This is a genomic window from Niallia sp. Kr1 (genome assembly GCF_050389805.1).
Classification (GTDB): domain Bacteria; phylum Bacillota; class Bacilli; order Bacillales; family Cytobacillaceae; genus Bacillus_BD.
This window is the reverse complement of sequence record NZ_CP130945.1, coordinates 1,058,296-1,073,361: the sequence shown is the minus strand read 5'-3', so window position 1 is coordinate 1,073,361 and position 15,066 is coordinate 1,058,296. Positions and strand designations below refer to the sequence as shown.

At 37.2% G+C, this 15,066-nt stretch carries 14 protein-coding genes; 4 read left to right on the top strand and 10 right to left on the bottom strand.

Annotated elements, in window-relative coordinates; genetic code table 11:
- Positions 1-215: 215 nt before the first annotated feature.
- A complete protein-coding gene (locus Q5760_RS05300; protein ID WP_428911191.1) occupies positions 216-1,706 on the top strand; it encodes an amino acid permease in 1,491 nt (496 codons plus the stop codon).
- Between the two features lie 52 nt (positions 1,707-1,758).
- Here Q5760_RS05300 and Q5760_RS05295 read toward each other — a convergent pair whose 3' ends face one another.
- The 5 genes from Q5760_RS05295 to Q5760_RS05275 form a co-directional block, all read right to left on the bottom strand.
- Positions 1,759-2,784: a glycosyltransferase family 2 protein gene (locus tag Q5760_RS05295; RefSeq protein ID WP_428911190.1), complete on the bottom strand. Its 1,026-nt coding sequence runs from the start codon at positions 2,782-2,784 to the stop codon at positions 1,759-1,761.
- 31 nt (positions 2,785-2,815) lie between these two features.
- Entirely contained in the window at positions 2,816-4,453 is a 1,638-nt protein-coding gene (locus tag Q5760_RS05290; protein ID WP_428912499.1) for a DUF6044 family protein, read from the bottom strand.
- A gap of 485 nt (positions 4,454-4,938) precedes the next feature.
- Positions 4,939-6,039 carry an FAD-dependent monooxygenase gene (locus tag Q5760_RS05285; protein ID WP_428911189.1) on the bottom strand — a complete coding sequence of 367 codons (1,101 nt, stop codon included), beginning with the start codon at positions 6,037-6,039 and terminating at the stop codon, positions 4,939-4,941.
- Between the two features lie 12 nt (positions 6,040-6,051).
- Complete coding sequence (gene ribD, locus Q5760_RS05280; protein WP_428911188.1) at positions 6,052-7,167, bottom strand: bifunctional diaminohydroxyphosphoribosylaminopyrimidine deaminase/5-amino-6-(5-phosphoribosylamino)uracil reductase RibD; 1,116 nt, start codon at positions 7,165-7,167, stop codon at positions 6,052-6,054.
- An 11-nt stretch (positions 7,168-7,178) separates the two neighbouring features.
- Positions 7,179-7,925, bottom strand: coding sequence for a GTP cyclohydrolase II (locus tag Q5760_RS05275; RefSeq protein WP_428911187.1), 747 nt, complete (start codon positions 7,923-7,925; stop codon positions 7,179-7,181).
- Between the two features lie 144 nt (positions 7,926-8,069).
- Between Q5760_RS05275 and Q5760_RS05270 the strand changes: the two genes are divergently transcribed.
- Positions 8,070-8,393, top strand: coding sequence for a winged helix-turn-helix transcriptional regulator (locus tag Q5760_RS05270; RefSeq protein ID WP_428911186.1), 324 nt, complete (start codon positions 8,070-8,072; stop codon positions 8,391-8,393).
- Positions 8,394-8,526: 133 nt separating this feature from the next.
- Positions 8,527-9,525 (top strand): potassium channel family protein, encoded by a 999-nt coding sequence (locus Q5760_RS05265; protein ID WP_428911185.1) that lies wholly within the window; start codon positions 8,527-8,529, stop codon positions 9,523-9,525.
- Between the two features lie 39 nt (positions 9,526-9,564).
- Here the strand turns inward: Q5760_RS05265 and Q5760_RS05260 are convergent, their stop codons facing one another.
- Both Q5760_RS05260 and Q5760_RS05255 read right to left on the bottom strand, forming a co-directional pair.
- Positions 9,565-10,914, bottom strand: a complete 1,350-nt coding sequence (locus Q5760_RS05260) for a glucose-6-phosphate isomerase (RefSeq protein WP_428911184.1) — start codon at positions 10,912-10,914, stop codon at positions 9,565-9,567.
- Between the two features lie 128 nt (positions 10,915-11,042).
- The gene (locus tag Q5760_RS05255; protein WP_428911183.1) at positions 11,043-12,206 is read right to left on the bottom strand and encodes an iron-containing alcohol dehydrogenase; all 1,164 of its coding nucleotides are present in this window, start codon (positions 12,204-12,206) and stop codon (positions 11,043-11,045) included.
- 164 nt (positions 12,207-12,370) lie between these two features.
- Between Q5760_RS05255 and Q5760_RS05250 the strand changes: the two genes are divergently transcribed.
- Complete coding sequence (locus tag Q5760_RS05250; protein ID WP_428911182.1) at positions 12,371-12,601, top strand: DUF378 domain-containing protein; 231 nt, start codon at positions 12,371-12,373, stop codon at positions 12,599-12,601.
- Between the two features lie 78 nt (positions 12,602-12,679).
- Here the strand turns inward: Q5760_RS05250 and yugI are convergent, their stop codons facing one another.
- The 3 genes from yugI to Q5760_RS05235 all read right to left on the bottom strand — a co-directional run bounded on the left by yugI (position 12,680) and on the right by Q5760_RS05235 (position 14,987).
- Positions 12,680-13,084 (bottom strand): S1 domain-containing post-transcriptional regulator GSP13, encoded by a 405-nt coding sequence (yugI, locus tag Q5760_RS05245; RefSeq protein WP_428911181.1) that lies wholly within the window; start codon positions 13,082-13,084, stop codon positions 12,680-12,682.
- A gap of 221 nt (positions 13,085-13,305) precedes the next feature.
- A complete protein-coding gene (locus tag Q5760_RS05240; protein ID WP_428911180.1) occupies positions 13,306-14,487 on the bottom strand; it encodes an aminotransferase in 1,182 nt (393 codons plus the stop codon).
- Positions 14,487-14,987, bottom strand: a complete 501-nt coding sequence (locus Q5760_RS05235) for an Lrp/AsnC family transcriptional regulator (RefSeq protein WP_428911179.1) — start codon at positions 14,985-14,987, stop codon at positions 14,487-14,489. Before Q5760_RS05235 ends, Q5760_RS05240 begins: the two co-directional genes overlap by 1 nt.
- Between the last annotated feature and the right edge of the window lie 79 nt (positions 14,988-15,066).

Sequence of the window (15,066 nt, the reverse complement as noted above, 5' to 3'; positions counted from 1 at the left end):
CGCCACTTCCTGTGGCTTTCGCCTGACTCGAACGTCGTCGCCTGGCTCGCTCGATAAGATACCGTAAAAATCGCAAGGTTCGCCGGAGGCTAACTTCATTCATCTGAGGTATAAATCCACATTGCATCAGAGAACTTTTAGTCATTCTTCACTCATAATAAAAGGTGGAAGTCTTCTCCTGAATGAAGTTAAATACTTAATTGGAGTTAATAATTATGCAAACAACTACAGCAAAACAGTTAGAACAGCATAACAACCATCACAATAATGGTAAAAAACAGGAATTACAAAGAAAACTAAAAGCACGGCATTTAACCATGATTTCATTAGGTGGGTGTATCGGAACAGGGTTGTTTCTCGCAAGTGGGGGTGCTATTCATACAGCAGGACCAGGAGGAGCGCTTTTAGCCTATGCCCTTATTGGAGCGATGGTTTACTTTTTAATGACAGGATTAGCCGAGATGGCTGCCTATATGCCGGTAACCGGAAGTTTTAGTACGTACGCAACTAAATTTGTTGATCCTTCTCTTGGTTTTGCTCTTGGATGGAACTATTGGTATAACTGGGCGATTACGATCGCAGCAGAGCTTGCAGCCGTTTCCTTAATCATGAAATTTTGGTTCCCGGATACACCGTCCATCATTTGGAGCAGCCTTTGTCTTGTCATCATGTTCCTCCTTAATATTCTTTCAGTAAAAGGTTTCGGAGAATCAGAATATTGGTTTTCTATTATTAAAGTTATTACTGTGATTGTGTTCATTATCACTGGTATTTTAATGATATTTGGTATTTTGGGCGGTGAGCCTGTTGGTTTCACGAATTTTACGATTGAAAACGCCCCATTTAACGGAGGTTTCCTTGCATTATTAGGAGTATTTATGGCTGCAGGTTTCTCTTTCCAAGGAACAGAGCTTCTTGGTACAGCAGCAGGAGAAAGTGAAGATCCAGAGAAAAATATTCCGAAGGCCATCAAGCAGGTATTCTGGAGAATTCTCTTATTTTATATTTTAGCGATTTTTGTAATTGGCCTATTAATTCCCTATACAAATGAGAATCTAGCAAGTGGGGATGTTACAATGAGTCCCTTTACTCTTGTTTTTGAAAGAGCAGGTATTGCCTTTGCTGCATCTGTAATGAATGCGATCATCTTAACAGCCGTTCTTTCAGCAGGTAATTCGGGAATGTATGCTTCCACAAGAATGCTTTGGAATTTAGCCCGCGAAGGAAAAGCACCAAAATTCCTTGCGAAAATTAATAAAAAAGGTGTACCCGTTAATGCCTTAATCGCTACATCACTTGTTGGTTCTCTTGCCTTTTTAGCATCCTTTTTTGGTGAAGGTGTTGTTTATGTATGGTTACTAAACGCATCAGGGATGTCCGGCTTTATTGCATGGCTTGGAATTGCAGTCTGTCATTATCGCTTCCGAAAAGCCTATATTGCACAAGGAAAAGACCTGAATGACCTACCTTATAAATCCAATTTCTATCCGTTTGGTCCAATATTCGCATTTGTTCTGTGTACGATTGTTATTTTAGGACAAAACTTTCCAGCTTTTATAGGCGGCAATATTGACTGGTACGGAATTTCAGTATCTTATATTGGCTTACCACTATTTCTCATTGTGTGGTTAGGTTATAAATGGAAGAATAAGACAAAATTAGTTCCTCTTAAAGAATGCAATTTAGATAGAGAATATGAAGGGTAAGAAAAATAAGGCTGTTTTATAGGGGTTCCCCTCTATAAAACAGCCTTATTTGTTAATTTGTTTTTGTTGCTCTATCCATTGTATTCACAAGTTCTTCATGTTCACTTGTTCTTCGATTAGGCTTAGCCATATTGAAAAGGTCCATATCGACAATATACTTCGGTCTGCGTTTTGACTCTTGATACACTTTTCCAATATACTCTCCAATTAGACCAATCGCCATTAATTGCAATCCTCCAATTAACCAAATGGATGTAATTAAAGAGGTCCAGCCAATTTCCGTTTCCCCCATAAACTTTAAAGTTAGAAAGTAACATAAAAAGATTAGACTTGTAAGAAAGAAAGCACATCCTGTCAACATGACGAAACGAATCGGAGTAACAGAAAAAGAGGTAATCCCATTAAACGCAAAGGCCAGCATTTTCTTTAATGGATATTTTGTATCTCCTGCAAGGCGCTCCTGGCGGTCATAATAAACGGAGGTTGATCGAAATCCAATTAACGGGACGATTCCCCGTAAAAATAAATTTACCTCATCAAAGCGCTCTAATGCATCTAGAGCCCGTTTGCCCATAAGACGATAATCGGCATGATTATAAATTAAAGGAACGCCAAGTTTTTCCATAAGTTTGTAAAAACCTTGAGCAGTCGCACGTTTAAAAAAGGTATCACTGTCTCTTTTTCTACGTACACCGTATACAATTTCATATCCTTCTTTAAACTTTTCAATAAACAAGCGAATGACACGGATATCATCCTGTAAATCTGCATCTAAAGAAATGACACAATCAGAAGCTGTTTTCGCAGCAAATAATCCAGCTAATAAAGCACTTTGATGTCCAGCATTTCGTGCCAACTTTAACCCACGAATATGTTCTGTTTGAAGACTTGCTTTATAAATGAATGACCATGTTGCATCACGACTTCCATCATCAACAAATAGGATTCGGCTTTTCTCTGAAATACGTTTTTCTCTAATTAATTCAAGAACCAAATCATGTAGAACATTTATCGTATGTGGCAAAATCTCCTCCTCGTTATAACAAGGTACAACAAGAGTTACATTTGGCATACTCATATGATTTCCTCCAAAAAGTGAAGCTTCAACTTTATAAAACTCGATATAAATAAATCTTCCATACTGACTTTTTCGTGGTAAACTCTTTCTCTAACGCTAATTGGTTTTCTTCTGCATTTACGATCGGGACACTTGAAAATATATATCTTCCCCCCATGTCTTTAAAAACATCCGTGTGCAGTTGAAGATTCTTTAATCTTTTTTTAGATGTCTTTTTAAACATATAATGCTTTCCCAGTTCATCTGTAAATAAATAGCAACGTCCCCCCCACTCATCGAAATACGTTCGAATCGTTTTATTTTTAGCTAATTCGTTTTCAATAATTTTTCGAAACTGGTATTTATAAGTGAGCGGATAAAAATTATTGTAAGAATCCAACGTATAAAATCCATTATATTGAGCGATTGCAGGGTGCAGCCCAATACTTGCGACCCTGTATTGTTCTTCGGATATTCCGATATAATCTTTGATCTGTGTAAAAAGCTCAACATCATAAAACTCTTTCACAGATGGTCTCGATTGGAAGGCAATTTCTTCATTAAACGGGATCAATACTACTAATTGTGCAGCAATACAGATTGGAATCAGTTTCCTCCACCCATAATGAGATTGCCATAAAATTTTTAACGCAAGTGCAAAACTTACATAAATCACAAGGGGTCTTAAGAAATGAAACCGAGCAAAATTAAACGTATTCATAAAATGGAACTTTAATGTCAAGGGCTCCCACCCTTTATAAAACCAAAACGCATACCATATTGATAATAGGAAATTTAAAATGAATAAAAAGACAAATGATTTCTCCTGCTTCCACCAGCCTTTTTTCCAAACAATAAAAAAGGCAATGAATAATATCGGTAAAATGACTAAGGTGTGAACGGTCATGACATGGTTATGACCGAGGAGATAATTTTTAAACGTTAATCGAATAACTCTTCCTAACGACAATCGAGCATGAATATATTCGTCCCGACTATTTGGGTCATCATCAAAAATAAAAGAATGGACTAGTCGGTATTCAACTAGTAGATAGACACCCCCCATATAAAGTAAGGAGATAAGAAACGCTACTGTATGCTTCCTTTTTCTAAGAAAATCGATTATCCAAAGGATTCCCATCGCAACTAAAAAAAAGAACATCCCTAAAACAATACTTGAATACAGCGGAAGCAAGGTAAACACAATATATTCCCGCCATGAGATTCTTCCTTTTCGAATATGGAGAAATGCCCATAAAGCCAATGGCATACCAAGTGTACTCAGCATCCCCGATGGCCAAAAAGGTGTTAAAGAAAACGCTAAGGCCACCCCAACACGTATCAACGCCCACTCTTTTTTGGGTAAAAAATGATCCCGTAACAATAAATACATTCCTAAAAAGGCAAAAATTCTTGTAATAGTCTGACTGATCGCATAGGCAGTCATGGTCGGAAATATAGCATGAAGCCAAACAATCCCGCTCCATTCAGTTCCAAAGGCATTTCTTGAAAGATGACCATTCATGATTTGAGGAATCACCGCTTCAATCGGACCAAAAATCTCTCCACTTTCCTTTAGCACTTTATACCAAGCTAAATTGGAATCTAGATTATCATGAACTCGAATATGGGCATTTTCACCTAGAATAAACAGAGGAGACACAAATAAGGCAATTACGATCAATGCCATTATGATGAATATTTTTTCTTTTTGTTGTAAACCCAATGATCAACACCTCATAAGTGAACTTCATGGGCTTACTATTTACAAAAATGGGATAAATTATGTACATCTTGTATCCAAAGGTAATAAATGTATAAAAAATAGGAGATATCAAATAATAGGAAGGAATAACAAGTAGAATCGTATTTGCATAAGATAAAATAAAAATAGGAGTGTTAAATCAATGGGTTTTTTTCAATCTCTCTCGAATTGGAAATCTAGTTTAAATGAGAAAAAAATAGCCCAAGCTCAAAGTTTGGGAAATTGTCCAGATTGTAATGGCAAGGGATTCCAAATTCCAGTCATTAATGAATATTTCTATCCTGAGTCCTTGGATTGTCCATCATGTAATGGGTCGGGGAGTTTTTCACAGTGGAGTGAAAATCAACAAAATTATTCATAAAAATCCGGAAGCTAGCACTTTTGCTAGGCATTCCGGATTTTTTTTATTTTTATACTAGAGCAAATTGTTTCCCAAATGAGGCTTCTTTTACGAGTTGTGTTGATTGCTCTTCTTCGACTTTTTTCCTGCGAATTTTTTCAAATCGTTCTAATTCAGTACTACCTAAGTGTTGAATCGATCCTTTATAGTCTTGAATAATTTGATATAAAACTTCCGCATCCTTTAATGAGCTATTTAAGCCAAATGCTCCCGTTGGACTCATCGTATGCGCAGCATCCCCCATAATCACGACACGATCTTTCACCCAAGTGTCACTTTTGCTGCTTTGAACTTGAAGTAAAATAAAATCATTCCATGAACGAATGTTTTCTGTAACGGTATCTTTTAATTCGGGAAATGCAGCGATTAGTTTATTAATAAAAGGTGTAAAGGATTGTTTCCTGATCATTGGATAGGAACCTTCCGGGATATTCCAACCGATCTGAACAAAACCACCTTGTTGTGTAAAAAGTGCAAGTTGATCATCATCAACTAAAGCCATACGAATGGTTGGTTCCCAATTTTTTGGGGCAGGAATACGAGCCCAAAGTAAATCATAGCCATGATGAATTTTTGAAATCGGAAATTGGGCAAGTTTTCTAATGGTGGAAAAACGACCATCTGCACCCACAATTAAAGAACTTTTAATCATTATTTCTTTCCCGTCTTGTTTCGCTATGACTCCCGAATAGTGATCATCTTCTTCTACTAATCCAATGACTTTTGTATTCATTAGTAATGTATAATCTGTAAGTGGTCTAGATTTTTCTAATAAGAGTCCGAGCAAGTGGTTTTGAGGGACATGAATACCTACATGACCAATTTCCGGATCCGGCCATATGGTTTTAATCACTTCTCCATGATCCCAATACTCAACTCTTTCCATTCTCAATAATCCTTTTCTTTCGAGATCCTCAAATAAATCATATTTACGAAGAATTTCTTCCCCGATTTCATTGAGGTGTTCACCTCTAAACTCTTTATTGATATGATCGTTTCTTTCAACTAAGATCGTTGAAATGCCGTTACTAGCAAGTAAGTACGCCAATAAAGCCCCACCAGGACCTGCACCAACGATGCATACATCAGCTTTATAGTCGTAGTTATTCATATTTATCACCCATTATTTTTTGTCATTAGCTAGTTGCTTTGGGTATGCCGTAATTAATAAATCGTCTCCTACCTGTTCAAAACTGTCAAAATCAACAGCAACAGCTTCATCCATTGAATTTACATCAACACCTGTATAAGGAGTAAGTGAATGTCGTCCACCTAAGATTTTAGGGGCTACATAAATCAGATATTTATTGATTAATCCAGCACGTAAAAATGAGGCATTCAATTCACTTCCGCCTTCTACCAAAACATCGGTGATTCCTTTTGCAAATAATTCTTTCATCACCGTAGTTAAATCCAGGCCCTCTTTTTCATTTTTAGGTACAAAGTATACTTGAACACCTTTTTCCAGCAGATTATTAGCTTTTTCTTTATTAGCTCCCTCACCTGCAAAAATCCAGGTTTCTGCTTCAGAACAATCTGTTATTTTTGCATGTAAGGGCGTTCTTAACTCTGAATCAAGAATAATACGAACTGGATTTTTTCCACCTTGTGGCAATCTCGTCGTTAACATTGGATCATCTGCCAGAACGGTTCCAATTCCAACAAGAATTCCGTCTACTTCATCTCGTAATTCATGCACTTTTCTCCTTGCTTCTTCACCAGTAACCCATTTGGAATGTCCATTATGTGCCGCAATTTTCCCATCAAGAGTCATAGCGATCTTGGAAATCACAAATGGAGTTTGGTGCACCATATTATGAATAAACCGCTCATTAAGCTTTCTTGCCTCGTCTTCAAGCAATCCTACTTCTACTTCAATACCAGCGTCCTCTAAAATCTTAATGCCTCTTCCAGCTACAAGTGGATTTGGATCTTTCATAGCAATCACTACACGACGTATACCTGAATCTTTTACTAATTCAGCACAAGGCGGTGTCTTCCCGTAATGTGAACATGGCTCAAGTGTCACATAAAGAGTTGCTCCTTTTGCATGATCACCAGCCATGCGGAATGCGTGTACTTCGGCGTGAGGTTCCCCCGCTTTGCGGTGCAGTCCAGAACCAACAATCATTCCGTCTTTCACAATGACAGCACCTACAAGCGGATTGGGATTGGTTTTACCTTTCGCGGTTGAGGCTAAATCCAGTGCAAGCTTCATAAAATTGTAATCATTGTTCATTGTAATTCTCCTTAATTTGCAATAGTTAGCTCACTTTTCTTAATATGCCCCGCTTTTTCAACTTTTGTTGTTAAATAAAACTCATTATACTCAGAAATATCTCCCCATAATGGTATATGGTCTTGAATCAATAGTCCATGTTGTTTTAAGGCATCAATCTTTTTTGGATTATTCGTAATCAACGTAACGGGGTGAGCTCTAAGTCCCTTCAAGACACGAATCGCTTCCTCGTAGGAACGAGTATCATCAGGAAAGCCAAGGGCAAGGTTTGCTTCAACTGTATCATAGCCTTCTTCCTGAAGGATATAAGCTAATGATTTTGAAAACAAGCCTATTCCTCGCCCTTCGTGATTCGCTAAGTAAAATAGCGCCCCGCTGCCGTTTTCCACGATCATTCGCATGGACTGTCGTAGCTGATACCCACAGTCACATCGTTTACTGCCAAAAATATCCCCTGTATGGCATATGCTATGCATTCTGATAAATGCTTCTTCTGAATCTTCAAAATCACCATAGACTAACACGGATGATTGTTGTTGTGAAGCAAGATCCATAGTTGCGATAGAGTTAAGAATTTCCTCTTTATCTGTGGGGATCCCTTCTAGAGACAACCAAGTATACCATTGAAACGTGACCACCTTGTCGTCCAATTGGACAGGTAGTCGAACAGGTCCGACTAAGCATAGGTCTTTTTTATCTTTATTTTTTAAAATTGTCATTTTATTCATTAATAACTTTTTCGTTTTTTCAGTAATCATAAGGTTCATCCCTCCGACTTTGATTCCACTAACACAACATTACTTACTATATGTAACTAAGTATAATTTTGTAAGTTGTTGACGTCAAGTAATATATTTACTATTATTATGTTAGTAACTATTTGTAACTGAGGTGATTTTGCAATGGTAGAAAGCACCCTTTGTCCTAAGTTTTTCAAAGCGACTGAAATCCTCAGTAAACGCTGGAATGCTTTAATTATTAATCAACTGTTATCCGGACCACAACGTTTTTGCTCAATAAACTCTTCCCTTCCGATCAGTGGTCGACTTTTATCAGAAAGATTAAAGGAATTAGAAAGCGAAGGAATCATTTCTAGAGAGGTATTTCCAGAGGTCCCTGTTCGGGTTGAATATACATTAACAGCAAAGGGATTAGCACTAAAGAACGTATTTGCAGAAATTGAAAAATGGTCTAAAGAATGGATACAACTTGAAGAAGAAGGATGATTCGAAAAAGGATCATCCTTTTTTATGTTAAAAAGTCCATGAAAATTTTAACATATAACAGTAAAAAGCATAACCTTTGTTTTAGAGAAATCATTTCTCGTTCATACTGATAAGATAATGATTCAAAATAGAGGTGAGCATTTTGCCTAATCAGATTTTTTTAGGGTTTATACGTTTGCCACTCTTGCTGAGGACATTTATTATTGCCATTACATCCATTTTCATTTTCGGGATTATTGTTCATTTCATTGAACCTAATACATTTCCCACCGTATTTGATGGAATCTGGTGGGCAATCATCACAGCTTCCACTGTTGGGTATGGTGATTTTTTTCCTGTATCCATTTTTGGTAAAATCGCTGGTATTTTTTTAATTCTTACCAGCGCAGGATTCTTATCCTCTTTTTTTATTACGCTTGCAACAACAGCAGTTACAAGACAAAATGATTATCACGAGGGAAAAGCTATCTTTCGAGGGAAAGATCATTATATCATTGTGGGCTGGAATGAACGTTCAAAAGAAGTGATCGGAACCTTATTAAAAAGACAAAAATCAGTTTCCATTGCCTTAATTGATGAGAGTCTCGATATAAACCCACTTCCAAATGGGAATGTTCATTTTATAAAAGGAGCAGCCAACCAAGATTCTGTTCTGCTTCAAGCTAATATCGGAGATGCCATTAAAGTCATTATTACAGCGAATACCAATCTAGGAGAAATGCAAGCAGATATGAATAGCATACTCACTCTTCTTGCAGTAAAAGGTTTGAATCCAGATGTTGAGACTATTATTGAAATTTTAACAAATGAACAAATGGCCAATGCAAAGCGAGCAGGTGCAGACGAAATCATCCAAACGAATATTTTAACAAGCTTTGTCATGCACCAAAGTATCAATTCTCAAGATATGGTTACCTCTTTCTTAGATTTGTTATATCAACTTTCCGAGGAAAAAATTATCCTTAAAGAAGCAGATATGGATGAGGTCGATGAAGATTATACAAGTCTGGGAATGAAGTACATGCAAAATGGTCAAACGTTGTTAGGGATTAAAAGAGGAGAAGCCACCATCTTAAATCCACCCCAACCCTTTTTTATTGAGAGAAACGACCAGTTGATTTTTATTACATAAAAGAGAGCGCTCCATTAAATGAGCACTCTCTTTTCTTCATTATTTCAAACGCTTCTCGAGTTCCGCCTTTTTCTCTTCAAAACCGGGCTTTCCTAGTAACGCAAACATATTGACTTTATATGCTTCTACGCCTGGCTGGTCGAATGGGTTAACTCCTAATAAATAGCCACTCATCGCACAGGCTTTTTCAAAGAAATAAACTAAGTAGCCAAATGTATACTCATCAAGCTGTGGAATCGTTACAATTAGATTAGGGACTCCTCCATCTGTATGAGCAAGCAAGGTTCCTTCAAACGCTTTATTATTAACAAAATCGATTGATTTTCCAGCTAGATAGTTTAATCCATCTAAATCCTTTTCAATCTCATTAATCGTTAATTCATGCTTTGGTTTGTCTACTTTAATCACAGTTTCAAAAAGAATACGACGACCTTCTTGAACATATTGACCTAATGAGTGTAGATCAGTAGAGAAATTAGCTGAAGATGGATAAATCCCCTTCTGATCCTTCCCTTCACTTTCACCAAATAATTGTTTCCACCACTCAGCAAAATATTGAAGCGCTGGCTCATAATTAATCAGCATCTCGACCGTTTTGCCTTTGTTATATAAAATATTTCTCACTGCGGCATATTGGTAAGCTGTATTTTCTTTTAATTCTGAGCTACTGAAATCATCGCGTGCTGCAGCAGCCCCTTTCATCATCGCTTCAATGTCAAGACCACTTGCTGCAATCGGTAATAACCCAACTGCCGTTAAAACAGAGAAACGTCCTCCTACATCATCTGGAATCACAAACGTTTCCATACCTTCTTCATCAGCAACCGTTTTAAGAGCCCCTCTGGCTTTATCTGTTGTCACATATGTACGCTTCAACGCTTCTTCTTTTCCATATTTCTCTTCTAGTAATTTGCGGAAAAGACGAAAGGCAATTGCTGGTTCTGTCGTTGTTCCTGATTTTGAAATGACATTAATTGAGAAATCTTTTCCTTCTAATAAATCAATAATGTCATGCATGTATGAAGAACTGATATTATTTCCTGTGAAAATAATTTGCGGTGCCTTTCTCTTCTCTTTTGGCAACACATTGAAAAAGCTATGTTGCAGTGCTTCAATGGCTGCACGTGCTCCTAAATAAGAACCACCGATCCCAATGACTAAAAGGACATCTGAATCATTTTTAATTTTCTCAGCTGCTTTTTGAATACGTGAAAACTCTTCTTTGTCATAATTGACCGGTAAATCGATCCATCCTAAAAAGTCACTTCCTGCCCCTGTTTGTTCATGTAATGAATGGTGGGCGACTTTTACAGCATCCTGGAAGTATGTAATTTCATGCTCTGAAAAGAACGGTAATGCTTTTGAATAATCAAATTGAATATGTGTCATGCATGCTCCTCCATTAGTTGTTTAAATTTGATTCATTTTTACTTTAGCCGAAATATGTCATATAATCAAGAATCCCCACTTCTTGGAAGCGGACACAAACGAAAAATTGTCTATTTTAAAACTTTTGGTTATAGAGAAGCCTGATAAATCGCTTCTACATCTCCCCTTTTTAACAATTTGAACTTACCAAAATCTCCTCTGGCCATCGCTCGGTCAACCATCAACTCTAATTGACGATCATCAATCCCATAGTCTGCAAGGCGTGATGGAGCCCCAATACTGTTCCAAAACTCTCGTAATTTCTCAATTCCCTCTAATCCAACTTCTTGCGTAGTTTTGCCTTCAGGGTTAACTCCAAATACTCTAACAGCTAATTTCTTGAATCTTTCTGGATTTTCGTTCAGAACATACTTCATCCAGTTTGGGAAAAGAATCGCTAGACCACCACCATGAGGAATATCATAAACCGCTGAAACAGCATGCTCCAAGTTATGAGTTGCCCAATCCCCAGCAAATCCCATTGAAATCATGCCATTTAAGGCATAAGTTCCACAGTATAAAATGGTTGCTCGGTGTTCGTAGTTTTCAAGGTCCTCCAATAATTTTGGTGCCGTTTCCATAACGGTTACGAGTAAAGATTCACACATGCGGTCTTGGTATTCTGTATTCTCCGCTTTGTGAAAATAATGTTCAAACGTATGAGCCATCATATCAACAATTCCATAGATGGTTTGATTTTTTGGAACCGAAAATGTATGAACCGGGTCAAGAATGGAAAAGCGCGGATAGACATAAGGACTTCCCCAGCCATACTTTTCATTCGTTTCCCAATTTGTGATTACAGAGGATGGATTCATTTCAGAACCTGTTGCCGCTAAGGTTAAAATTACCCCAAATGGCAGTGCATCCTTAACAACGGTCTTCTTGATGACGATATCCCATGGATCTCCTTCATATTTTGCACCTGCTGCGATGGCTTTTGAGCAGTCAATGACACTACCTCCCCCAACCGCCAAGATCAGTTGAATTCCTTCTTTTTTACATAGATCGACCCCTTTTCTGACAGTCGAGATACGCGGATTCGGTTCTACTCCCGAAAGTTCGAAAACGGTTGCGTCTAGTTCCTTAAGAATGTTCATTACTTTGTCATATAGTCCGTTGTTTTTAATACTCCCTCCGCCATACACTAGTAATATCTTATCCCCATATTGCGGTACTTCATTTTTTATTTCTGCCAATTGATCTTTTCCAAATATTAATTTTGTTGGATTCCAGTAAGTAAAATTATCCATATTTTTCGGTCTCCTTTTGTAATATTTTTACATATTTATTATCAGGTAAATGACCACTGATTGCAAAGTTCATAAACGGGAAATATTTTTTTCAAAATAGAATAATTTTTCCCTTCTGTTGAATTCTAAAAATGTAAGTTATTCATTAGGAAAGGAGGTTTAATATGAGCGGAATTCAACGTGCTGCACTTGTATTAACCATCATTGGAGCTTTAAACTGGGGACTAATCGGATTATTCCAATTTGATCTTGTTGCTTCCCTTTTTGGAGGTCAAGATGCATTCTTATCAAGGCTCATTTATGGACTTGTTGGACTTGCTGGACTCATCAACTTAGGGTTATTGTTCAAACAAAATACTGAAATGGGACGTAGACCTGAGTTACGAACAGAGTAAATCCTATCTTCAACCTATTTAAAAAGAGGCTGACCCTTTATCTTAGGGGTCAGCCTCTTTTTTCATGTACCATTACGCTTATTTTTTAATTAAATCGTTATTCTTAGCAGATTGTTCAATCCACTCTTGAAGTTTATCTTTTAAAGTATTAAAACCTGGTTCAGTTTCAGCCTGGATAGCTGCTGCCTGACGCTTACGAGACTTTGGTGCTGCTTTCGTTTCAGCAACTGGTGCAGGTGCTACTTCTGTTGCACGGATTGATAACCCAATTTTACCTGCCTCTTTATCAACGGATAACACTTTTACTTTTACCTCATCACCCACTTTTAGATATTCATTAATATCTTTTACGTATCCATGAGTAATTTCAGAAATATGGACAAGACCTTGATTATTTTCATCTAATGCAACAAAGGCTCCGTACGCTTGAATTCCCGTAACTTTACCCGTTAAAACACTTCCTACTTCAATATTTTCAGCCATAAAAACACTCCTAGTTTTTTTGATATTTAGATCCAATTATACGCAATAAAAAATTATATCATAAAAAAGAAATTATATCAAAACCAATTAGAAGTTTATTACTATTTTAAAATAAAATTCAGGAATAGTGTATAAAAAGGAGAGAATTGGAAAGCCTTGTAATGTAAGACTTTCTAGTATTCCCCCCTTTTTTGTGGACAACCTTTATGGCTGTCCTTTTTTTATTTTCTTTTTTCCAGGTCATCCAAGAATTGGCTTATTCGTTTTATAGCTTCTTGAATTTCTTCCATCGATGTTGCGTAGGAACAACGGATATGTCCTTCACCACTTTCACCAAATACATCTCCAGGGACGACCGCTACATTTTGTTTTTCTAATAATTGTTCTGCGAATTCCTGCGAGGATAACCCCGTTGACTCAATAGATGGGAATGCATAAAAAGCCCCTCCTGGATTATGACAAGAGAGTCCAATTTCATTAAAGGACTGGACGATATAATTCCGACGTCTTCGATAGCTTTTGACCATCTCGTCTACATCATTTCTTCCGTTTTTCAATGCCTCCAAGGCTGCATATTGGGCCATGGTTGAAGCACACATCAATGTATATTGATGGATTTTCAGCATCGCTCCTGATATTTCGGGAGGGGAACAAACAAACCCTAGCCTCCACCCTGTCATAGCAAAACCCTTTGAAAAACCTGATATTAGAATCGTTCTTTCTTTCATTCCGGCAATAGACGGAAGACTTGTATATTCCTCATCATAGACAAGTTCTGCATAGATTTCGTCCGCAACGACAAGCAAATCATGTTGAATGGCAACCTTAGCCAGTGCTTGAAGTTCTTGTTTGTTCAGCATAGAACCTGTAGGGTTATTAGGCGAACAAATAAGGATTGCCTTTGTTTTTTCTGTGATGGCCTCTTCAATTTGACTTGAAGTCACCTTAAAGTCATTTTCTTTTAAGGCCTGAACTTTGACAGCTACACCACCTGCTAATTCAATGATGGGTACATATGAAACAAAACATGGTTCAATCACGATGACTTCATCACCTGGGTCCAATATCGTTCTCATTGCAATATCGATTGCTTCACTTGCACCAACGGTTACGATGATTTCAGTTTGAGGTGAATAACGAACATGAAACTGCGTTTCCATATAATAAGAAATTTCTTCTCGAAGTTCGATTAAGCCTGCATTTGCAGTGTAAGAGGTAAAACCTTGTTCAAGAGAATTGATTGCTGCTTCTCTTACATTCCAAGATGTAACAAAATCTGGTTCCCCTACACCAAGTGAGATTACCCCTTCCCTCCCTGCTGCTAAATCAAAAAATCGACGGATTCCAGAAGGCTTTAATTCTTTTGCTTTTTGAGATAAATAAGATCTTGTCGAAACACCCATTACGGAGACACCACGATTCGTCTATCTTTTTTCTCAGGTTCAAAGATAATCCCATCATGTTTATACTTTTTAAGGATAAAATGAGTGGTAGTAGAAATAACAGAATCTAAGGTCGATAACTTTTCAGATACAAAACGAGCGATGTCGTTCATTGAATTCCCTTCAATAACAACAGATAAATCATAGGCCCCTGACATTAAGTAAACAGAATTCACTTCCTTAAAACGATAAATCCGCTCTGCAATTTCATTAAAGCCAACACCTCGTTTTGGTGTTACTTTTACGTCAATCATCGCTTTAACACCCTTATGTTCCTCAATCTTAGCCCAATCAATGATGGAGATATAGTCGACAATGATTTTTTGATCCTCTAACTTTTTCATCATTTTTTCTGTTTCTTCAGTCGTTACATTCATCATTTTAGCAATCGTTTCAAGGGGTAAACGAGCATCAGTTTCTAATATCTCGATTAATTCCATTTCCTTTTCAGTTAATCTCATAAATGGCCTCCAAGAAAAATTAATTTATTTTGGTAAATTTTCCTTCTTATCTTAAAATACATAGGTTTAATTGTAAATA

Coding starts and splice junctions, on each gene's coding strand:
- Q5760_RS05300 (WP_428911191.1), top strand. CDS start 216: ATGCAAACAACTACAGCAAAACAGTTAGAACAGCATAACAACCATCAC.
- Q5760_RS05295 (WP_428911190.1), bottom strand. CDS start 2,784: ATGAGTATGCCAAATGTAACTCTTGTTGTACCTTGTTATAACGAGGAG.
- Q5760_RS05290 (WP_428912499.1), bottom strand. CDS start 4,453: ATGGCATTGATCGTAATTGCCTTATTTGTGTCTCCTCTGTTTATTCTA.
- Q5760_RS05285 (WP_428911189.1), bottom strand. CDS start 6,039: ATGAATAACTACGACTATAAAGCTGATGTATGCATCGTTGGTGCAGGT.
- ribD (WP_428911188.1), bottom strand. CDS start 7,167: ATGAACAATGATTACAATTTTATGAAGCTTGCACTGGATTTAGCCTCA.
- Q5760_RS05275 (WP_428911187.1), bottom strand. CDS start 7,925: ATGATTACTGAAAAAACGAAAAAGTTATTAATGAATAAAATGACAATT.
- Q5760_RS05270 (WP_428911186.1), top strand. CDS start 8,070: ATGGTAGAAAGCACCCTTTGTCCTAAGTTTTTCAAAGCGACTGAAATC.
- Q5760_RS05260 (WP_428911184.1), bottom strand. CDS start 10,914: ATGACACATATTCAATTTGATTATTCAAAAGCATTACCGTTCTTTTCA.
- Q5760_RS05255 (WP_428911183.1), bottom strand. CDS start 12,206: ATGGATAATTTTACTTACTGGAATCCAACAAAATTAATATTTGGAAAA.
- Q5760_RS05250 (WP_428911182.1), top strand. CDS start 12,371: ATGAGCGGAATTCAACGTGCTGCACTTGTATTAACCATCATTGGAGCT.
- yugI (WP_428911181.1), bottom strand. CDS start 13,084: ATGGCTGAAAATATTGAAGTAGGAAGTGTTTTAACGGGTAAAGTTACG.
- Q5760_RS05240 (WP_428911180.1), bottom strand. CDS start 14,487: ATGGGTGTTTCGACAAGATCTTATTTATCTCAAAAAGCAAAAGAATTA.
- Q5760_RS05235 (WP_428911179.1), bottom strand. CDS start 14,987: ATGAGATTAACTGAAAAGGAAATGGAATTAATCGAGATATTAGAAACT.